The 20,192-nt window shown below is 62.5% G+C and carries 15 protein-coding genes; 6 read left to right on the forward strand and 9 right to left on the reverse strand.

From position 1 onward, the window contains the following. Positions 1 to 88: 88 nt before the first annotated feature. The 6 genes from FX984_RS26030 (at position 89) to FX984_RS26055 (ending at position 9,607) form a co-directional block, all read left to right on the forward strand. Complete coding sequence (locus FX984_RS26030; RefSeq protein WP_146476035.1) at positions 89 to 1,255, forward strand: efflux RND transporter periplasmic adaptor subunit; 1,167 nt, start codon at positions 89 to 91, stop codon at positions 1,253 to 1,255. Beyond that, complete coding sequence (locus FX984_RS26035) at positions 1,252 to 4,347, forward strand: multidrug efflux RND transporter permease subunit (RefSeq protein WP_146476037.1); 3,096 nt, start codon at positions 1,252 to 1,254, stop codon at positions 4,345 to 4,347. The genes FX984_RS26030 and FX984_RS26035 overlap by 4 nt, the downstream gene beginning before the upstream one ends. Before the next feature lie 31 nt (positions 4,348 to 4,378). Then, on the forward strand, positions 4,379 to 5,056 hold the full coding sequence (locus tag FX984_RS26040; RefSeq protein ID WP_027604753.1) for a heavy metal response regulator transcription factor: 678 nt from the start codon (positions 4,379 to 4,381) through the stop codon (positions 5,054 to 5,056). Next, complete coding sequence (locus FX984_RS26045; RefSeq protein WP_027604754.1) at positions 5,046 to 6,410, forward strand: heavy metal sensor histidine kinase; 1,365 nt, start codon at positions 5,046 to 5,048, stop codon at positions 6,408 to 6,410. The genes FX984_RS26040 and FX984_RS26045 overlap by 11 nt, the downstream gene beginning before the upstream one ends. A 288-nt stretch (positions 6,411 to 6,698) precedes the next feature. After that, positions 6,699 to 8,027, forward strand: a complete 1,329-nt coding sequence (locus FX984_RS26050) for an OprD family porin (RefSeq protein WP_027604755.1) — start codon at positions 6,699 to 6,701, stop codon at positions 8,025 to 8,027. Between the two features lie 86 nt (positions 8,028 to 8,113). After that, entirely contained in the window at positions 8,114 to 9,607 is a 1,494-nt protein-coding gene (locus tag FX984_RS26055; RefSeq protein ID WP_027604756.1) for a sensor domain-containing diguanylate cyclase, read from the forward strand. A gap of 106 nt (positions 9,608 to 9,713) precedes the next feature. Here FX984_RS26055 and lpxC read toward each other — a convergent pair whose 3' ends face one another. The 9 genes from lpxC to murD all read right to left on the reverse strand — a co-directional run bounded on the left by lpxC (position 9,714) and on the right by murD (position 20,190). Further along, positions 9,714 to 10,625, reverse strand: a complete 912-nt coding sequence (lpxC, locus tag FX984_RS26060) for a UDP-3-O-acyl-N-acetylglucosamine deacetylase (RefSeq protein WP_003171886.1) — start codon at positions 10,623 to 10,625, stop codon at positions 9,714 to 9,716. 112 nt (positions 10,626 to 10,737) lie between these two features. Next, positions 10,738 to 11,943, reverse strand: coding sequence for a cell division protein FtsZ (gene ftsZ, locus FX984_RS26065; RefSeq protein ID WP_017526184.1), 1,206 nt, complete (start codon positions 11,941 to 11,943; stop codon positions 10,738 to 10,740). A gap of 74 nt (positions 11,944 to 12,017) precedes the next feature. Next, positions 12,018 to 13,280: a cell division protein FtsA gene (ftsA, locus tag FX984_RS26070; protein ID WP_027604757.1), complete on the reverse strand. Its 1,263-nt coding sequence runs from the start codon at positions 13,278 to 13,280 to the stop codon at positions 12,018 to 12,020. Between the two features lie 15 nt (positions 13,281 to 13,295). Next, positions 13,296 to 14,165, reverse strand: coding sequence for a cell division protein FtsQ/DivIB (locus tag FX984_RS26075; RefSeq protein ID WP_027604758.1), 870 nt, complete (start codon positions 14,163 to 14,165; stop codon positions 13,296 to 13,298). A gap of 4 nt (positions 14,166 to 14,169) precedes the next feature. Continuing rightward, on the reverse strand, positions 14,170 to 15,126 hold the full coding sequence (locus tag FX984_RS26080; RefSeq protein WP_027604759.1) for a D-alanine--D-alanine ligase: 957 nt from the start codon (positions 15,124 to 15,126) through the stop codon (positions 14,170 to 14,172). After that, positions 15,123 to 16,571: a UDP-N-acetylmuramate--L-alanine ligase gene (gene murC, locus FX984_RS26085; protein ID WP_027604760.1), complete on the reverse strand. Its 1,449-nt coding sequence runs from the start codon at positions 16,569 to 16,571 to the stop codon at positions 15,123 to 15,125. The genes FX984_RS26080 and murC overlap by 4 nt, the downstream gene beginning before the upstream one ends. Continuing rightward, a complete protein-coding gene (gene murG, locus FX984_RS26090) occupies positions 16,564 to 17,634 on the reverse strand; it encodes an undecaprenyldiphospho-muramoylpentapeptide beta-N-acetylglucosaminyltransferase (protein WP_027604761.1) in 1,071 nt (356 codons plus the stop codon). The genes murC and murG overlap by 8 nt, the downstream gene beginning before the upstream one ends. Further along, complete coding sequence (gene ftsW / locus FX984_RS26095) at positions 17,624 to 18,847, reverse strand: putative lipid II flippase FtsW (RefSeq protein WP_027604762.1); 1,224 nt, start codon at positions 18,845 to 18,847, stop codon at positions 17,624 to 17,626. The genes murG and ftsW overlap by 11 nt, the downstream gene beginning before the upstream one ends. Then, positions 18,844 to 20,190, reverse strand: a complete 1,347-nt coding sequence (murD, locus tag FX984_RS26100) for a UDP-N-acetylmuramoyl-L-alanine--D-glutamate ligase (RefSeq protein WP_146476039.1) — start codon at positions 20,188 to 20,190, stop codon at positions 18,844 to 18,846. The genes ftsW and murD overlap by 4 nt, the downstream gene beginning before the upstream one ends. Positions 20,191 to 20,192 lie beyond the last annotated feature (2 nt).

Genomic DNA, 20,192 nt, shown 5'->3' on the forward strand with positions numbered 1-20,192 from the left:
GCTGTCAGTTAGCCGTCACCGTGCTGACCGGGTTGAAGGGCTATAAAGACCGCTCACTCTCCCCATCCTTTGCCCCGGCGCCTCACCCATGCACATTCAACGAAAAACTGCCCTGATCGTGGGTGTCCTCGTGGTCGTGGCGGTTGCAGCCTGGGCGCTGACCCGCCCAGCCAAGGCCAGACTGGCAGCACCCACCGCGATCCCGGTGCGGGTGGTGAGCGTAGCGCAGCAGGACATTCCACGCTTTGTCAGCGGCATCGGTACGGTGTTGTCCCTGCACAGTGTGGTCATTCGCCCGCAGGTCGACGGCATTCTCACCCAATTGCCGGTCAAGGAAGGCCAGTGGGTCAAGGCCGGTGACCTACTGGCCAGAATCGATGATCGCTCGATCCGCGCCAGTCTCGACCAGGCCAGGGCGCAACTGGGCGAAAGCCAGGCGCAGTTGCAGGTGGCGCTGGTCAACCTCAAGCGCTACAAGGAATTGAGCGTCGACGACGGCGTATCCAAGCAGACCTACGACCAGCAACAAGCCCTGGTCAACCAGCTCAAGGCCACCGTCCAAGGTAACCAGGCCGCCATCGATGCAGCCCAGGTCCAGCTGTCCTACACCCAGATTCGCTCACCGGTCAGTGGCCGCGTCGGTATTCGCAATGTGGATGAAGGCAACTTCCTGCGCACCAGCGATACCCAGGGCCTGTTCTCCGTGACCCAGATCGACCCGATTGCCGTTGAGTTCTCTTTGCCGCAACAGATGCTGCCGACCCTGCAAGGCCTGATCGCCGCGCCTGCCAAGGCCAGCGTCGACGCCTACCTGGGTGCCGACACCGACGGCCAGACCGGCGACTTGCTCGGCGAAGGCCACTTGAGCCTGATCGACAACCAGATCAGCTCCACCACCGGCACCGTGCGCGCCAAGGCCGAGTTCAACAACGCCTCGCAACGCCTGTGGCCGGGGCAGCTGGTGACCATCAAGATCCAGACCGCCCTCGACAAAAATGCCTTGGTGGTGCCGCCGACCGTGGTGCAACGCGGCCTGGATTCGCACTTCGTGTACCGGGTCAACGGTGACAAGGTCGACGTGGTGCCGGTGCAAGTCACCTATCAAAACAGCGATATCAACATCATCAAGGGCGTGCAGGCCGGTGATCTACTGGTCAGTGATGGCCAGTCGCGGCTCAAGGCCGGTGCCCAGGTGGAGGTGCTCAAGGAACCCCCGCAGGTGATCCAGACCGTCGATGCCAAGGTGCAGCCATGAACGGCAGCCGTTCGCCCTCGGCCTGGTGCGTCGACCACCCGGTCGCCACCCTGTTGTTGACCTTCGCCCTGGTGCTGCTCGGGATCATTGCCTTTCCGCGCCTTGCCATCGCGCCACTGCCGGAGGCGGAATTTCCGACGATCCAGGTCACCGCACAATTGCCTGGCGCCAGCCCGGACACCATGGCCTCCTCGGTGGCGACGCCGCTGGAAGTGCAGTTCAGCGCCATCCCCGGCATGACCCAGATGACCTCCAGCAGTGCCTTGGGCTCAAGCCTGTTGACCCTGCAATTCACCCTCGACAAGAGCATCGACACCGCCGCGCAGGAAGTGCAGGCAGCGATCAACACCGCATCCGGCAAGCTGCCCAGCGACATGCCGAGCCTGCCCACCTGGAAGAAGGTCAACCCGGCGGACAGCCCGGTACTGATCCTCAGTGTCAGCTCCGACAGCATGCCCAGCACCGAGTTGAGCGACTATGTGGAAACCCTGCTGGCGCGGCAGATCAGCCAGATCGACGGCGTCGGCCAGATCAACATTACCGGCCAGCAGCGCCCGGCGATCCGCGTGCAGGCGTCCCCCGACAAACTCGCGGCCATCGGCCTGACCCTGGCCGATATTCGCCTGGCCATCCAGCAATCGAGCCTCAACCTGGCCAAGGGTGCGATCTACGGCGAGAACAGCGTGTCGACCCTGTCGACCAACGACCAACTGTTTCACCCGGAGGACTACGCGCAGTTGATCGTGTCCTACAAGAACGGCGCACCGGTGCAACTACGGGATATCGCCAAAGTCATCAACGGTTCGGAAAACGCCTACGTGCAGGCCTGGTCCGGCGACACACCGGGGGTCAACCTGGTGATTTCGCGCCAGCCCGGCGCCAACATTGTCGAGACGGTGGACCGCATCCAGGCCGAACTGCCGCGCCTGCAAGGCATGCTGCCGGCTTCGGTGCAGGTCAGCGTATTGACCGACCGCACCAAGACCATCCGCGCGTCCCTGCATGAAGTGGAAGTCACCCTGCTGATCGCCATCCTGCTGGTGGTGGCGGTGATGGCGCTGTTCCTGCGCCAGTTGTCGGCGACGCTGATTGTGTCCAGCGTGCTCGGCGTGTCGCTGGTCGCCAGTTTTGCCCTGATGTACCTGATGGGCTTCAGCCTGAACAACCTCACACTGGTGGCGATCGTGATCGCCGTGGGCTTTGTGGTCGACGATGCCATCGTGGTAGTGGAGAACATTCACCGCCACCTCGAAGCGGGGCTCGACAAGCGCGAAGCGGCGATCAAGGGCGCCGGCGAGATTGGCTTTACCGTGGTGTCCATCAGCTTCTCGCTGGTGGCGGCGTTTATTCCGCTGCTGTTCATGGGCGGTGTGGTCGGACGGTTGTTCAAGGAGTTCGCGCTGACGGCCACTTCGACCATCCTGATTTCGGTGGTGGTCTCCTTGACCCTGGCACCGACATTGGCCGCGCTGTTCATGCGCGCCCCGACCCATCCGGCCCACGACAAACCCGGCTTCAGCGAACGCCTGCTGGCCGGCTACGCGCGCAACCTGCGTCGCGCGCTGGCCCATCAGCGCAGCATGGCCGCGCTATTCGTGGTGACCCTGGCCCTGGCCGTGGCCGGCTACGTGTTTATCCCCAAGGGCTTCTTTCCGGTACAGGACACCGGTTTTGTGCTCGGCACCAGTGAGGCGGCGGCGGATGTGTCGTACCCGGACATGGTCGCCAAGCACAAGGCCCTGGCCGAGATCGTCAAGGATGACCCGGCGGTGCAGGCTTTTTCCCATTCGGTGGGGGTGACCGGCAGCAACCAGACCATCGCCAACGGGCGCTTCTGGATCGCCTTGAAAGACCGCGGTGATCGCGACGTGTCCGCCAGCCAGTTCATCGACCGCATCCGGCCCAAGCTCGCGAAAGTGCCGGGCATCGTGCTGTACCTGCGTGCGGGCCAGGACATCAACCTCAGCTCCGGCCCCAGCCGTGCCCAGTACCAGTACGTGCTCAAGAGCAACGACGGCCCGACACTCAACACCTGGACCCAGCGCCTGACCGAAAAACTGCGCGCCAACCCGGCGTTTCGCGACCTGTCCAACGACCTGCAACTGGGCGGCAGCATCACCCATATCAGCATTGATCGCCAGGCCGCCGCGCGCTTTGGCCTGACCGCCACCGATGTCGACCAGGCGCTGTACGACGCCTTCGGCCAGCGCCAGATCAACGAGTTCCAGACCGAGATCAACCAATACCAGGTGGTGCTGGAGCTGGACAGCCAACAGCGCGGCAAGGCCGAAAGCCTGAACTACTTCTACCTGCGATCAAAGCTGACCAATGAGATGGTGCCGTTGTCGGCAGTGGCCAAGGTCGACCCACCGACCGTGGGGCCTCTGTCCATCAGCCATGACGGCATGCTCCCCGCCGCCAACCTGTCGTTCAACCTGGCACCCGGTGTGGCGCTGGGTGACGCGGTGATCATGCTCAACCAGGCCAAGAATGAAATCGGCATGCCGACCACCATCATCGGCAACTTCCAGGGCGCGGCCCAGGCGTTCCAGAGTTCGCTGGCCAGCCAGCCGTGGCTGATCCTCGCAGCGCTGGTGGCGGTCTACATCATTCTGGGTGTGTTGTATGAGAGCTTCGTGCACCCGCTGACGATTATCTCCACCTTGCCCTCGGCGGGGCTGGGCGCGCTGATAATGCTGTCGCTGATGGGCCAGGACTTTTCGATCATGGCGCTGATCGGCCTGGTGTTGCTGATCGGCATCGTGAAGAAGAACGGCATCCTGATGATCGACTTTGCCCTGGACGCCCAGCGGGTGCGCGGGCTACCGCCGGAGGAGGCGATCTATGAAGCCTGCATCACGCGGTTCCGGCCGATCATCATGACCACCCTCGCCGCCCTGCTGGGCGCGGTACCGCTGATGCTCGGCGCCGGCCCTGGCGCGGAAATGCGCCAGCCCCTGGGCATCGCGGTGGTCGGCGGCTTGCTGGTGAGCCAGGCGCTGACGCTGTTCACCACACCGGTCATATACTTGTACCTTGAGAAATTTTTCCACCGGCCCAAACCAGCGGCTGAGCTGGCAACCACACATTGAGGCCAAGGCACCGTCCTGGAGCAAAAGGCTCATGCGCGTACTGATTGTTGAAGATGAAGAAAAAACCGCCGATTACCTGCACCGCGGCCTGACGGAGCAAGGCTACGCCGTCGATGTGGCGCGCGAGGGTGTCGAGGGCCTGCACCTGGCGCTGGAGAACGATTACGCGGTGATCGTGCTCGACGTGATGCTGCCCGGCCTCGATGGCTTTGGCGTGCTGCGTGCATTACGCGCGCGCAAGCAGACGCCGGTGATCATGCTCACCGCCCGCGAGCGCGTGGAAGACCGTATCCGCGGCCTGCGCGAAGGCGCCGACGATTACCTCGGCAAACCGTTTTCCTTCCTCGAACTGGTGGCGCGCCTGCAAGCCCTGACCCGCCGCAGCGGCGGCCATGAACCGGTGCAGGTCACGGTCGCCGACCTGTGGATCGACCTGATCAGCCGCAAGGCCAGCCGCAATGGCGTGCGCCTGGACCTGACCGCCAAGGAGTTCTCGCTGCTCAGCGTATTGGCGCGGCGCCAGGGCGAAATCCTCTCCAAGACCTCGATTGCGGAAATGGTCTGGGACATCAATTTCGACAGCGACGCCAACGTGGTCGAGGTGGCCATCAAGCGCCTGCGCGCCAAGCTTGACGGGCCGTTCGAACACAAGCTGCTGCACACCATTCGCGGCATGGGTTATGTGCTGGAGAATCGCAGTGTCGGCTAACTCCATTGCCCTGCGTCTCAGCAGCATGTTCACCCTGGTGGCGGCGCTGATATTCCTGTTGATCGGCGGCGCGCTGTATCAGCAGGTGGACCGCAGCCTGGGCTTGCTGCCAGGGGCGGAGCTGGACGCGCGCTACAGCGTGTTGGAATCCTCTGTGAACCGCTTCGGCACGCCGGACCATTGGGTGAAGATTCAAGCCAAGCTCAAATTACTCGGCGAGGAAGACAAGCGCATCCGCTTCTGGGTCGTCAGCAGCGATCCGACCTACGAGTATGGCAACCCCGATGCGCAGATCCGCGCCTTCGCCGAGGGCCCGACCGGCAAGCGGGATCTGCGCCTGCCGGGGCGCGAGTACCCGTTCAAGGTGCTGGTGAGCCAGTTCCCGGCCAAGGACCAACGCCCGCCGCTGCGCTTCATGATTGCCATCGACACCGAAAACTTCCGCGCCACCCAGCACCACCTGCTGGTGGCGCTGGTCAGCCTGGCGCTGGTCGGCGTGGTGCTGGCGGCGCTGCTGGGGTTCTGGGTGTCGCGCATTGGCCTCAAGCCGCTGGGCAAACTCTCGGATGAAGCACAGAAACTGGCGCCACCGAAGCTCTCCGGGCGCCTGCAACTGTCGCCGCTGCCGCCGGAGCTGAGTCAGTTCGTCAACTCGTTCAACGCCACTCTGGACCGCGTGGAACAGGCCTACTCGCGCCTGGAGTCGTTCAACGCCGACGTCGCCCACGAACTGCGCTCGCCGCTGACCAACCTGATCGGCCAGACCCAGGTTGCCCTGACACGCGGGCGCTCGGCCGAGCACTACTTCGAGGTGCTGCAATCCAATCTCGAGGAATTGGAACGCCTGCGTTCGATCATCAACGACATGCTGTTCCTCGCCAGCGCCGACCAGGGCAGCAAGGCCACCAAGCTGAGCGAAAGCTCCCTGGCCGATGAAGTGGCGACCACTCTCGACTACCTGGACTTCATCCTTGAAGACGCCCAGGTTCAGGTACGCGTGCATGGTGACGCCCGGGTGCAGATCGAAAAAGCCCACCTGCGCCGCGCCCTGATCAACCTGCTGAGCAATGCGGTGCAGCACACCGCGCCGGGGCAGGTGATCGATGTGAACATCGACGTGCTGGAGCATCAGGTGGCAATCGGCGTGACCAACCCTGGTGACGTGATTGCCAGCGAACACCTGCCCCGGCTGTTCGAACGCTTCTATCGGGTGGACGCGTCGCGCAGCAACAGCGGGGCGAATCACGGCTTGGGGCTGGCCATCGTCAAGGCGATTGCCTTGATGCACGGCGGTGATGTGTTCGTGCGCAGCGATGTCAGCGGCAATACCTTTGGCATTACCCTGCCGGTCTAGACATCTCCCCCATGGCCCTCAGCATCACTGTTGCTGTTTTGGCAACAGTCATTATCTTGTTACACTCTGTATCGCAGCGCTCGCCTGCGTTAATTTGACGCATCGATGAGCGCGACGGCAAAGGCAGCTGACCCGCTTACCCGAATTTCCCTCGACTTATTTCCAGGGCTCTACACTGGGAATCTGTCTTAAAGCCGCTGACTTCAGCGGCTTTTTTTTGCGGTAAAAAAAGGCCAGGCACACCCCCACGACACTGGCCGTTTTCGATTGACCAAAGGAGCTCCACCGGTGAAGAACTCGCTGACGTTCACCCCGTTATTCCTCGCGATTGCAGCAACGATCGTTCCCCTTGCCCACGCGGCAGACACCACCCCCGCCGACGGATTCGTCGAAGGCTCGCACCTCGACATCAACACCCGCAACTACTACATGAACCGCGACCGTCGCGACCTCCACACCGATGACAGCAAGGAATGGGGCCAAGGTTTTATTGGCACCTTCGAATCCGGCTACACCCAGGGCACTGTCGGCTTCGGCCTGGACGCCCACGCCATGCTTGGCCTCAAGCTCGACGGCGGTGGCGGCACCGACGGTTCCAGCATCCTTCCCTACGGCAGTGCTGACGGCAGCGGCAAAGCGCCCGGTGCGTTCTCCACCGCAGGGGGCACCTTGAAGATGCGCGCCTTCGACACCGAGCTGAAGGCCGGTGACCTGTTCCTCAACAACCCGGTGATCGCCGGCGGCATGACGCGCATGCTGCCGCAGACTTTCCGTGGCGTGAGCCTGAGCAACCACAGTTTCGACGGCTGGATGCTCGAAGGCGGCCAGGCCAGCTTCACCAAGCTCTACAACCAGAGTGGTCACCGACGCATCGGCACCAGCTATGGCGCATTGCCCAGCAACGCTGACAGCCAGCACATGAATTGGGCGGGCGTGTCGTTCAGCGGCATCCCGGGAGTGACCAGCAACCTGTACGCTTCCGAACTCAAGGACGTGTGGCACCAGTACTACTACGACCTGGACTACACCTACGCGCTGAACGACCTGGTCAGCCTCAACCCGGGCCTGCACTACTACCACACCCAGGACACCGGCCAGTCGCTGCTCGGGGATATCGACAACAACACCTACAGCCTGCACTTCACCGTCGGCGTGGGCCACCACAGCGTCACCGCCGCCTACCAGCGGGTCAACGGCAACACGCCGTTCGACTACATCAGCCAGGGCGACAGCGTGTACCTGGACAACTCCCAGCAATACTCGGACTTCAACGGCCCCAATGAGCGCTCATGGAAGCTCAAGTACGCCTACGACTTCGCGGGCCTCGGCATGCCTGGCCTGACCTCGGCGGTGTCCTACATCAGCGGCAAGACCGACCTGACCAAGGTCGACCCGCAAAGCCGTGGCTACAGTGCCTGGTACAGCGCCGATGGCAAGGACGCCAGACACTGGGAACGGGATATCGATGTGAAGTATGTGGTGCAGGGCGGCAAGGCCAAGGATCTGGCGATGCGCCTGCAATGGGCAACCAATCGTGGCAGTCATGGCTACTCGGCGGTGGACCGGGATGTGGATGAGTACCGAGTGATCGTCGACTACCCGATCAACGTGTTCTAACGCGCAGATCTTTCTTTTTAACCGAGTATTTAATTTTCATCGGGTAGAACTAAACTGCCAGCATCCACATCGCTGAAGTCTGCCCGATGAGTCAACGCCGTGTCCGTACCCTGGCCGCACGCCCAGAACTGTTAATGGTTCTGGGCAGCGGTATCACTGTTGTCTTGATCGTGGTCATCGTCGCCGCGTTGCTGATCCGCGAACACGCCAGCACCCTGCAGGCCGCTACGCGCTCAACCACCAATATCGCCCAGTTGATCAACGCCGACGTGCTACGGAACGTCGAGCTCTACGACCTGGCACTCAAAGGGTTGATTGCCGCCAAACAACGCGAAGACCTGTCCCAGGTTACGGCGAATATCCAGCACCTGGTGCAGTTTGACTTGTCCACTGCCGCACCTTTCAAGGGTGAAGTGCTGTTGTTGGACGCCGACGGCGCGGTGATCGCGGACTCTTCCACCCTGCAGCCCACCCCGCGCAACTTTGCCAGCCGCGATTACTTCCAGGTGCATGCCAAAGACGCCCAGGCCGGTTTGTTCATCAGCCGACCGTTCAAGATCCACTGCGATTGCGACCAGGTCTGGCGCATGGCGTTCAGTCGGCGCGTATCAGGCCCCAATGGTGAATTTGCCGGCGTTGCCGTCGCAACCATGCGCCTGGCGTACTTCGATCAGCTTTTCAGTACGCTCACCATCGGCAACGGCAGCAGCGTCAACCTGCTGAGCAACCGAGGCATTTTGCTCGCCCAGCAACCGCTGCTGGAGCGCGACATGATCGACAAGGACCTGAGCGAACGTCCCAACTTCAAGCGCATGCTGCGCGAAGGCAGTGGCAGCTTCCAGGCCATCTCTGCCATCAGCGGCAAGGAGCGCCTGTACACCTTCACCAATGTCGGAGACCTGCCGCTGATTGTGGTGGTGGCCCTGTCCAGTGAAGATGTATTCGCCCCCTGGAAGCGCGCCGCACTGCTGACCAGTGGCGCCACGGGCATCCTGTGTATCGGCTTGTTATGGCTGACCTGGATGCTGCGCCGGGAACTGCGCCGCCGTTATCGCGCAGAGCGCGTCCTGTCAGAACTGGCAGCCACCGACGCCCTGACCGGCCTGGCCAACCGCCGCATCCTCGACGAACGCCTGCGCCTTGAATGGGACCGGGCGCAACGTTCGCTCGAACCACTGACTGTGCTGATGATCGACGTGGACCACTTCAAGGCCTTCAACGACCGCCACGGCCATCATGGTGGCGATGCAGCACTGCGCACGGTGGCCCAGGTTATCAGCGCCAATATCCGCCGCCCTGCCGACCTCGCAGCGCGTTACGGCGGCGAGGAGTTCGCGGTGGTGCTGCCCAATACGGACGCCAAGGGCGCGTGGGTCATCGCCGAGCATATCCGCAGCAGCATCGAACATTTGCCGCGGGTGGCGGGGGATGAGCAGCCGATCACGGCGAGCATCGGCATGAGCACCCGGGACAAGCGCAGCCGGATGTCCCTGGAGGGCTTGCTGCTCAGTGCGGACCGGGCGTTGTATGAGGCCAAGCACACGGGGCGCAATCGGATTGTGGATGCCAGTGAGGGGTGATGATCGCCACCACGCTGCGCATGGGAACGAGGGAGGCGCGTCACAGGCACATAAAAAAAGGCCACCCGAAGGCAGCCTTTAAAAACTAAAGAAAGAGAGTTGTTACTTACACCGCCGCAACGGGACGCATGTAAGAGATCGGTGCGGTGCTGGCATCTTCGAAGGTCACGACTTCCCAAGCGTCTGTCTGCTCAATCAACTTGCGCAGCAGCTGGTTGTTAAGGGCGTGGCCCGACTTGAAGCCTTTGAACTCGCCTATCAGGCTATTGCCCAGCAGGTAGAGGTCACCGATTGCATCGAGGATCTTGTGCTTCACGAATTCGTCTTCATAGCGAAGGCCGTCTTCGTTCAGTACACCATCCGCGTCGACCACAATGGCGTTTTCAACGCTGCCGCCGAGTGCGAGGTTGTGCTTGCGCAGGTACTCGATGTCACTCATGAAACCAAAGGTACGGGCGCGGCTGACTTCTTTTACGAACGAAGTGCTGGAAAAATCCACGCTTGCACTCTGGGTGCGGTCACGGAATACCGGGTGATCGAAATCGATCTCAAAGCTCACTTTAAAGCCTTCGAACGGGACGAAGGTGGCGCGCTTGTCGCCGTCTTCTACTGTCACTTCCCGCAGAATGCGTATGAACTTCTTGGCTGCGTCCTGTTCTTCCAGGCCGGCAGATTGAATCAAGAATACGAAGGGTCCAGCGCTGCCATCCATGATCGGGACTTCGGACGCGGAGAGCTCGACGTAGGCGTTATCGATGCCCAAACCGGCCATGGCCGAGAGCAAGTGCTCCACCGTGTCCACTTTGACGTCACCGTTGACCAACGTGGTCGACATCGTGGTTTCGCCAACATTTTCCGCGCGAGCAGGAATCTGCACCACAGGGTCCAGGTCGGCACGCACAAACACGATGCCGGTGTCGACAGGTGCAGGCTTGAGGGTCAGGTATACCTTCTCCCCGGAGTGCAGACCTACACCTGTGGCACGAATAATATTCTTCAGGGTGCGTTGTTTAATCATGGCTTGGACCGCTTCAGCGCAAATTGCGAACTGGTATCAACAAAGGCTGGCGATAATAGCAGACCAGACCTTTGCTGAACACCAATCACCTTCATAGCCCTGATACATTCCATTAATCGGCCTGACGACGCAGGAATGCCGGGATGTCCAGGTAGTCCAGATCATCTTGCGGATTCGGGCTACGGGACGCCGCAGCACCGGCCTGAGCCTGGTTGCGCATCACGGTCGGACGATCCAGGTCACGGTAGTTCACCGACGGCAGTTCCTGGCGCGAAGGCGCTGGAGCGGCAGCCGCTTGGCTCGCGTGGCTGGCCTGGCTGTTATGCAGGGTGTTGTCGATGACCTTCACAGGCTTCTCGATTTTCGCGCCCAAGCCGGTGGCAACCACGGTCACGTGCAGCTCGTCGCGCATGTCCGGATCGATAACGGTACCGACCTTGACCATGGCGTGCTCGGAAGCGAAGGCTTCGATGATGCTACCCACGTCGGAGTACTCACCCAGGGACAGGTCAGGACCGGCGGTGATATTCACCAGGATGCCGCGTGCGCCTTGCAGGTTCACGTCTTCCAGCAACGGGTTGCGGATGGCCGCTTCGGTGGCTTCGCGTGCACGGTTCGGACCGCTGGCGCAGCCAGTGCCCATCATCGCCATGCCCATTTCGCTCATGACAGTACGGACGTCGGCAAAGTCGACGTTGATCATGCCCGGGCGCTTGATGATGTCGGAGATACCGCGAACGGCACCGGCCAGTACATCGTCAGCCTTGGCGAATGCGGACAGCAGGCTCGCGTCCTTGCCCAGGATGGTCAGCAGCTTCTCGTTGGGAATGGTGATCAACGAGTCGACGCTTTCAGACAGCAGACGGATACCTTCGTCGGCGATCTGCATGCGCTTGCGGCCTTCGAACGGGAACGGACGGGTCACGACCGCGACCGTCAGAATCCCCATTTCCTTGGCCACTTCGGCAATGATCGGCGCTGCACCGGTACCGGTACCGCCGCCCATGCCCGTGGTGATGAACACCATGTTGGTGCCCTGCAGCACTTCGGCAATACGCTCGCGGTCTTCCAGGGCGGCTTGACGGCCGACTTCCGGATTGGCGCCGGCGCCGAGGCCCTTGGTCACGGCGGTGCCCAATTGCAGGATGGTCCGCGCGCCGATGCTTTTCAGCGCCTGGGCGTCAGTGTTGGCGCAGATGAATTCAACGCCTTCAATGTTGCTCTTGACCATATGGTTGACAGCGTTGCCGCCGCCACCGCCGACACCGATCACTTTGATGACCGGGCTGGCGGGGATGTTGTCTACGAGTTCGAACATGTTCCCTCTCCTTTCGTTTTCTCTAGTTTTTTCGCCTACTGCTTGTTTCGGTGCTGCGGTGTTGCGGTAAATCTTTAGAAATTGCCCTTGACCCACGCCTGCAGCCGCTCGAACAACGGCGCCTTGGCCTCGTCGTCGCTGCGGTAGCTGTCCCGGTTGCTCGGGCCCGACAGGGAAATGCCGTCGGTCTGCTTTTGCAGCCCGTACAACAGCAAGCCCACACCGGTGGAATAAATCGGGTTGCGCACCACGTCGCCCAGGCCTTTGACGCCATGGGGAACACCCAGGCGGACCGGCATGTGGAAGATTTCCTCGGCCAGTTCGACCGCGCCTTCCATCTTCGAGGTGCCACCGGTCAGCACAATGCCGGCCGGGATCAAATCTTCGTAGCCGCTGCGGCGCAGTTCAGCCTGGATCAGGGTGAACAGCTCGTCGTAGCGCGGCTCGACCACTTCGGCCAGGGCCTGGCGCGACAACTCACGCGGTGGACGGTCGCCCACGCTTGGCACCTTGATGGTTTCACCGGCACCGGCCAGCTTGGCCAGGGCGCAGGCGTAGCGGATCTTGATTTCTTCGGCGTACTGGGTCGGTGTACGCAGCGCCATGGCGATGTCGTTGGTCACCTGGTCGCCGGCAATCGGGATCACGGCGGTGTGACGGATCGCACCCTCGGTGAAGATCGCGATGTCGGTGGTGCCGCCGCCGATGTCTACCAGGCATACGCCCAGTTCTTTTTCGTCGTCGGTCAGTACCGAATACGCGGAGGCAAGCTGCTCGAGAATGATGTCGTCGATTTCCAGGCCGCAGCGGCGCACGCATTTTTCAATGTTCTGCGCGGCGTTGACGGCACAGGTCACCACGTGGACCTTGGCTTCCAGACGTACGCCCGACATGCCCAGGGGCTCGCGGACGCCTTCCTGGTTATCGATCACGTAGTCCTGCGGCAGGGTGTGCAGCACGCGCTGGTCAGCCGGGATCGCCACGGCCTGGGCGGCGTCGAGGACGCGCTCAAGGTCGGCGGCGCTGACTTCACGGTCGCGAATCGCCACGATGCCGTGGGAGTTCAGGCTGCGGATATGGTTGCCCGCCACGCCGACGAACGCCGAGTGAATCCGGCAACCGGCCATCAGCTGCGCTTCTTCGATGGCGCGCTGGATCGATTGCACGGTGGACTCGATGTTGACCACCACGCCCTTCTTCAGGCCACGGGACGGATGCGTGCCAATACCGACGATTTCGATCGTGCCGTCTTCCCCGACCTCGCCCACCAGCGCCACCACCTTGGAGGTGCCGATATCGAGACCGACGATCATTTTGCCGCTTTGCACGTTTGCCATGGGTCCTGCCTCTTCTTAATTCTTCGCGACAGCGGGTTGCGCTGCCGTGGGCGCAGCCGGTTCACGCCAGCCGACGGCAAGGCCGTTGGCGTAACGCAGGTCGACGCTCGCAATGTTCGTAATCTGTTCTTTCAAGGTCTTGTCATAGATGGCGATGAAACGGCGCATCTTTTCCACCAGGCGGTCGCGTCCCAGCAACAACTGGATGCCCGGGCCGGAACTGCCTGCCCCGGTCGTCAAAAACCAGCTGCCCCGTTCACGCAGTTCCAGGCGTGCAATGGAGAAGCCCATTGGCCGCAGCATCTGGCTCAGGGCCTGGTACTGCTGCATCACTTGCTGCTGCGCCCGCTGCGGCCCGAACAGCTGCGGCAGGTGCTCGTAGTTGGCCAGCTCACGCGGAGTGAACGCCTGGCCCTGGTTGTTCAACAGCGCCTCATCGCCCCAACGGGCCACGGGCAGTTGCTCTTCCAGGCGGATCGTCACCTGGTCCGGCCAGACGCGGCGGACTTCGGCGTGGGCGATCCACGGCATCTGCTCCAGCTCCCGACGCATACCGGCCAGGTCAATGGTGAAGAAGCTCGCGGCCAGGAACGGGCCGATACGCTGCTGCACCGCTTGCTGGCTGATGTAGCTCAGGTCGCCCTGCACGCTGATCTTGGTGATCGGCCGGTCGGCGTACGGCAATAGACGCTGCGCGCCCTCGTAAGTGCCGAAGCCCAACACCACCAGCATCACCGGCCAGAACAGCGCCTTGAGGAAACCAAAGTTGGCTTTCGGCAGGCGCGCCGACATCGGCTCTTTAGCCACCATTCGACTGGCACCCCGTGGCACCGGCTTGCGGCTCGGTGCTTGTGGGGGCTGATGACGAAGCGATGCGCCTTTCATGTCCTTAGCCTCTTGGCTCGATGCTGGCGGCCAGAATCGCCAGCACCAACTGCTGGAAATCCAGGCCGGCTGCGCGAGCGGCCATCGGTACCAGGCTGTGGTCGGTCATGCCCGGTGCGGTGTTGACTTCCAGGAACCAGAAATTCCCTTGGTCATCCTGCATCACGTCTGCCCGTGCCCAACCGGCAATACCCAACGCCTCACAGGCTTTCGCCGTGAGGTCCATCAATTCCTGTTCTTTGGTTGCGTCAAGGCCGCACGGGATCCGGTACTGGGTATCGGAGGCCAGGTACTTGGCGTCGTAGTCGTAAAAGGTGTGGGGCGTGCCCAATGCGATGGGCGGCAATACCTGGCCACGCAGGGTGGCGATGGTGTACTCGGGACCCTGGATCCACTGTTCCACCAACACTTGCGAATCGTAGGTACTTGCCGCTTTCCATGCGTCGATCAATTCGGCGGCCGAGTTCACTTTAGCCATGCCGATACTGGAGCCTTCATGGGCAGGTTTGACGATCAAAGGCAGGCCCAGTTCCTTGGCTGCAGAAATACAATCGTCTTCGCTGCACAGAACACTGTGACGCGGGGTTGGAATACCCAGGCTGTGCCACACCTGCTTGGTGCGCAACTTGTCCATGGCCAGTGCCGAAGCGAGGATGCCGCTGCCGGTGTAAGGGATACCGGCACACTCCAACAGGCCCTGCATGCTGCCGTCTTCACCGCCACGGCCGTGCAGGATGATGAAGGCACGGTCGATCTTCTCGGCCTGCAGGCGGGCGAGGAAGTCATCGCCCACGTCGATCCCGAACGCATTCACGCCGGCACTTTGCAGCGCATCGAGCACGGCGTTGCCGGACTTGAGCGACACTTCGCGCTCGGCGCTCTTGCCGCCGAACAGCACGGCCACGCGGCCGAAGTCGGCTGGCGCGATTGTCGAAAACAGGGAGCCGTAGTCAGCAGTCATTTCGACGCCCCCTTCTTGGCGGCCGCAAACAGCGGGCTCGCCAGCAACTTAGGCGCAAGGCCACCGATATCACCGGCACCCTGGCACAGCAGGATGTCGCCGGCGCGCAGCAGCGGCTTGACGATCGGCGCCAGGTCCACACCGCGCTCGATGTAGATCGGGTCCAACTGGCCGCGCTGGCGGATGCTGTTGCACAGCTTGCGGCTGTCGGCGCCGGGGATCGGTTCTTCACCGGCCGGGTAGACTTCCATCAGCAGCAGCACGTTGGCATCGGCCAATACATTGACGAAATCGTCGTACAAATCGCGGGTGCGGCTGTAGCGGTGCGGCTGGTAGACCATCACCAGGCGACGCTCCGGCCAGCCACCGCGCACGGCCTTGATCACCGCGGCAACTTCGGTCGGGTGGTGGCCATAGTCATCCACCAGCATCACGTCACCGCCTTCCACCGGCAGTTGGCCGTAGACCTGGAAGCGTCGGCCGACACCGGCAAAGCGCGACAGGCCCTCGACGATGGCTTCATCGCTGACGCCCTCGTCGGAGGCGATGCAGATGGTCGCCAGGGAATTCAATACGTTGTGGTTGCCCGGCATGTTCACCGACACATCCAGCGGCTCGCGGTCGGGACGCAGCACGGTGAAGTAGGTCTGCATGCCTTCCTGGCGCACATTGATCGCGCGCACGTCGGCGTCTTCGCTGAAGCCGTAGGTCACGGTCGGACGCTTGACCTGGGGCAGGATTTCACGCACCACCGGGTCGTCCAGACAAAGCACGGCCAGACCGTAGAACGGCAGGTTGTGCAGGAACTCGACGAAGGTTTTCTTCAACTTGTTGAAGTCACCGTCGTAGGTGGCCATGTGATCTTCGTCGATGTTGGTGACCACAGCGACCAGCGGTTGCAGGTGCAGGAAACTGGCGTCGCTTTCATCGGCTTCGGCGATCAGGTAGCGGCTGGTACCGAGCTGGGCATTGGTACCGGCCGCATTCAGGCGGCCACCGATGACGAAGGTCGGGTCCAGGCCACCGGCGGCGAACACCGAGGCAATCAGGCTGGTGGTGGTGGTCTTGCCATGGGTACCGGCGACGGCGATGCCGTGGCGATAGCGCATCAGCTCGGCGAGCATCTCGGCGCGTGGCACCACGGGAATGCGGCGCTCAAGAGCAGTGGCCACTTCCGGGTTGGAGGTGTTCACGGCGCTGGACACCACCAGCACGTCAGCCTCGGCAGCGTTCTCGGCGCGGTGACCGATAAAGATCTGCGCGCCAAAGGACTTCAGGCGCTCGGTAACCGGCGACTCTTTCAAATCCGAGCCGGACACCTGGTAGCCCAGGTTCAGCAACACTTCGGCGATGCCGCACATGCCCACGCCGCCGATACCGACGAAGTGGATGCGACGGATGCGGCGCATTTCCGGTTGTGGCATGGCTTTCTGATTCTCAACCATGGGCCACCTCCAGGCAGATATCGACCACGGTGCGGGTTGCGTCAGGTTTGGCCAGGCGGCTTGCGGTGCTCGCCATGTTGTTGAGTCGTTCCGGTTGCATCAAAACCTCGGTCAGGCGTGCGGCCAAATCGGCGGCGCCAGTCGTTCTTTGCGGCAGCAGGAAGGCAGCGCCCTCCCCGGCCAAATATTCGGCGTTGCGGGTCTGGTGATCGTCGATGGCGTGGGGCAAGGGCACCAGCAAGGACGGCAGACCGGCAGCAGCCAGTTCACTGACGGTCAGCGCACCCGCGCGACAGACCACCAGGTCGGCCCAGCCATAGGCATGGGCCATGTCTTTGATAAAGGGCTGCACATTGGCCGCCACACCGGCTTCGCGATAACGCGTGGCGGTGACTTCATCGTGGTTCTTGCCGGCCTGGTGGAAGATCTCCGGGCGCAATTCCACGGGGAGTTGCGCCACGGCTTCCGGCAGCAATTTATTCAGCGGCTCGGCACCCAGGCTTCCGCCCAGGATCAGCAGGTGCGCCTTGCGCCCCGCCAGTGCTTCGCGGGCGATATCCATAAACAGCTCGGTGCGCACCGGGTTGCCGGTGGTACGGCGCTTATCCGACACACTGAAGGTGTTGGGGAACGCCTCGCACACCCGCGCAGCCAACGGCACCAGCAAACGGTTGGCGGTACCGGCCACGGCGTTCTGCTCGTGCACGATCACCGGCACGCCGGCAAGTCTGGCGGCGACGCCACCGGGGCCGGTCACATAACCACCGAAGCCGAGCACACACACCGGCTGCAATTCACGGATGACCTTGCGCGCCTGCCACACCGCCTTGAGCAACACGAACGGTGCCTTGAGCAGGGACAACGTGCCCTTGCCGCGCAGGCCCGTGACGTTGATCAGGTGCAACGGCAATCCCGCATTCGGCACCAACTCGTTTTCGATGCCGCGCGGTGTACCCAGCCAGTGCACGGTGTAGCCACGGTTCTGGAATTCCCGCGCGCACGCCAGGGCCGGGAACACATGGCCCCCGGTGCCGCCGGCCATGATCAGCACGTTAGCGCCCATGGGTCGGCTCCTCGGCGAAGTCGCTTTCGCTGAACTCCATCTCTTCGCTGCCCAGGTGGGTTCGACTCTCCCACTCGATGCGCAGCAACAAGCCAAGACAGGCGCAGCAGATCACCAACGAACTGCCGCCATAGCTGAGGAACGGCAAGGTCAGGCCCTTGGTCGGCAGCAGGCCGACGTTCACCCCGATGTTGATCAGGAACTGGCCGATCCACAGGAACGACAAGCCGTAGGCCACATAGGCGGCGAAATACTGTTTGGCCTTCTCGGCCCACAGGCCGATGTACATGCCGCGGACACACACGAACACGAACAGGGCGACGGTACACAGCGAGCCGACCACGCCGAGTTCTTCGGCGAGTACGGAGAACACGAAGTCGGTGTGCGCTTCCGGCAGGTAGAACTGCTTCTGCACGCTGTTGCCCAGGCCCACGCCCAGCCATTCGCCACGACCGAAGGCGATCAAGGCCTGGGTCAATTGGTAGCCGGAACCGAACTGGTCGGACCAGGGGTCGGTAAAGGTGATCAGACGCGCCATCCGGTACGGTTGCGCCTGTACCAGGATGGTCACCGCAGCCACCGCCAGCACCACCATCAAGCTGAAGCGGAACAAGCCCACGCCGCCGAGGAACAGCATCGCCGCAGCCGCGCCCATCATCACCACGGTGGCGCCGAAGTCAGGTTCCATCAGCAACAGGCCGGCCATCGGCAACAGCACGATGAATGGCTTGAAGAAGCCCATCCAGCTTTCGCGCACTTCCTTCTGGCGACGCACCAGGTAACCGGCCAGGTAGATCACCACGAACACCTTGGCGATTTCCGACGGCTGTACGTTGAACGCACCGAAGCCGATCCAGCGCATCGAGCCGTTCACCTCGCGGCCGATGCCGGGCAGGATCACCATGACCAGCAAGCCGAACGCGCCGATCAGCATCAGCCAGCCCAGGCGCTGCCAGGTGGCGATGGGGATCATCATGGTGACGATGCACGCGCCCAGGCCGATGATCAGGTACACCAGGTGACGGATCATCATGTACAGGGTATTGCCCGACTGCACGGCGGCCACTTCGGAAGAAGCCGAGGTGATCATCACCAGGCCCAGGCCCAGCAGCGCGAGGCAACCGGCGAGCATTGGGAAATCAAGGTCGATGCCACGCCCGGTGATGATCGGCGACGGGTACGGCTTGATGATGTTTCTGAAATCGATGCTCATGCCAAGCCCTCCACGGCGCGGGCGAACAACTGGCCGCGCTCTTCGTAGTTCTTGAACATGTCGAAACTGGCGCACGCCGGCGACAGCAGTACCGCATCGCCTGGTTGGGCCAGGGCTTGGCACTGGGCAATGGCGTCGTCCAGGGAGGTGGCACGCACCTGTGGCACGGCATCGCCAAGCGCGGCGGCGATCAAATCGGCGTCGCGGCCCATCAACACCACGGCGCGGCAATGAGCAGCCACCGGTGCCTTGAGGTCCTTGAAATCTGCACCCTTGCCGTCGCCACCGGCGATCAGCACCAGTTTGCCTTCGATATCGGCGCCCAGGCCTTCGATGGCGGCCAATGCGGCCCCCACGTTGGTGGCCTTGGAGTCGTTGTAGTAACTGACACCATCAAGGTCGCGGACCCACTGGCAGCGATGCTCAAGGCCGCCGAAGGTGCGCAGGCTCGACAGCATCGCGTCGAACGGCAAACCCACGGCGTGTCCCAACGCCAACGCGGCCAACGCGTTGGACTGGTTATGGGCGCCACGGATTTTCAGCTCGCGCACCGGCATCAGGTTCTGGAATTCGAAGGCCAGGTATTTCTCGCCATTCTCTTCACGAATGCCGAAGGCCTTGAAGTCGGGTTTGCCCAGGCCGAAGGTCCAGCACGGCATGCCCTCGCCCATCAGCGGACGGCTCAGCGCATCCTGGCGATTGACCACAAATTGCCTGGCACCGCGGAAGATCCGGTGCTTGGCCAGGTGGTACGCCGGCAGGCCGCTGTAGCGGTCCATGTGGTCTTCGCTGACGTTCAACACGGTGGCCACTTCAGCGCCCAGGTCGTGGGTGGTTTCCAGCTGGAAGCTCGACAGTTCCATCACGTACAGCTCGACGTCGTCGCTGAGCAGGTCCAGCGCCGGCGTGCCGAGGTTGCCGCCCACGGCCACGCGCTTGCCGGCCGCCATCGCCATCTCGCCGACCAGGGTGGTCACGGTGCTTTTCGCGTTGGAACCGCTGATGGCCACGATCGGCGCCTTCGCATTGCGTGCAAACAGGTCGATGTCGCCGGACAGCTTCACGCCACGGGCCGCTGCGGCTTGCAGGGCCGGTGTCGCCAGGGCCAGGCCGGGGCTCACGTAGAGCTCATCGGCGCGGCACAGAAACTCGACATCCAGCTCGCCACAACGCACTTCCACGTGCGGGTAGTCACGGCGCAGCGTGACCAGCTCCGGTGGATTTTCCCGCGTATCGGCCACGGCAAACGACGTGCCCCGGTTCGCCAGGAAGCGAACCAGGGACATGCCGCTCTTGCCGAGGCCGACAACGATGCGGAAGTGGTCTGAAGCGATCAGGGACACTC

Origin of the sequence: Pseudomonas marginalis (assembly GCF_008692035.1) — a bacterium.
Taxonomy (GTDB): Bacteria; Pseudomonadota; Gammaproteobacteria; order Pseudomonadales; family Pseudomonadaceae; genus Aquipseudomonas; species Aquipseudomonas marginalis.

What these genes read in the sequence shown, in the direction of transcription:
- murC (WP_027604760.1), bottom strand. Translation starts at nt 16,571, where the DNA reads ATGGTTGAGAATCAGAAAGCCATGCCACAACCGGAAATGCGCCGCATC.
- ftsA (WP_027604757.1), bottom strand. Translation starts at nt 13,280, where the DNA reads ATGGCAAACGTGCAAAGCGGCAAAATGATCGTCGGTCTCGATATCGGC.
- ftsZ (WP_017526184.1), bottom strand. Translation starts at nt 11,943, where the DNA reads ATGTTCGAACTCGTAGACAACATCCCCGCCAGCCCGGTCATCAAAGTG.
- FX984_RS26080 (WP_027604759.1), bottom strand. Translation starts at nt 15,126, where the DNA reads ATGACTGCTGACTACGGCTCCCTGTTTTCGACAATCGCGCCAGCCGAC.
- FX984_RS26055 (WP_027604756.1), top strand. Translation starts at nt 8,114, where the DNA reads ATGAGTCAACGCCGTGTCCGTACCCTGGCCGCACGCCCAGAACTGTTA.
- FX984_RS26040 (WP_027604753.1), top strand. Translation starts at nt 4,379, where the DNA reads ATGCGCGTACTGATTGTTGAAGATGAAGAAAAAACCGCCGATTACCTG.
- ftsW (WP_027604762.1), bottom strand. Translation starts at nt 18,847, where the DNA reads ATGAGCATCGATTTCAGAAACATCATCAAGCCGTACCCGTCGCCGATC.
- FX984_RS26035 (WP_146476037.1), top strand. Translation starts at nt 1,252, where the DNA reads ATGAACGGCAGCCGTTCGCCCTCGGCCTGGTGCGTCGACCACCCGGTC.
- FX984_RS26075 (WP_027604758.1), bottom strand. Translation starts at nt 14,165, where the DNA reads ATGAAAGGCGCATCGCTTCGTCATCAGCCCCCACAAGCACCGAGCCGC.
- lpxC (WP_003171886.1), bottom strand. Translation starts at nt 10,625, where the DNA reads ATGATTAAACAACGCACCCTGAAGAATATTATTCGTGCCACAGGTGTA.
- murG (WP_027604761.1), bottom strand. Translation starts at nt 17,634, where the DNA reads ATGGGCGCTAACGTGCTGATCATGGCCGGCGGCACCGGGGGCCATGTG.
- FX984_RS26030 (WP_146476035.1), top strand. Translation starts at nt 89, where the DNA reads ATGCACATTCAACGAAAAACTGCCCTGATCGTGGGTGTCCTCGTGGTC.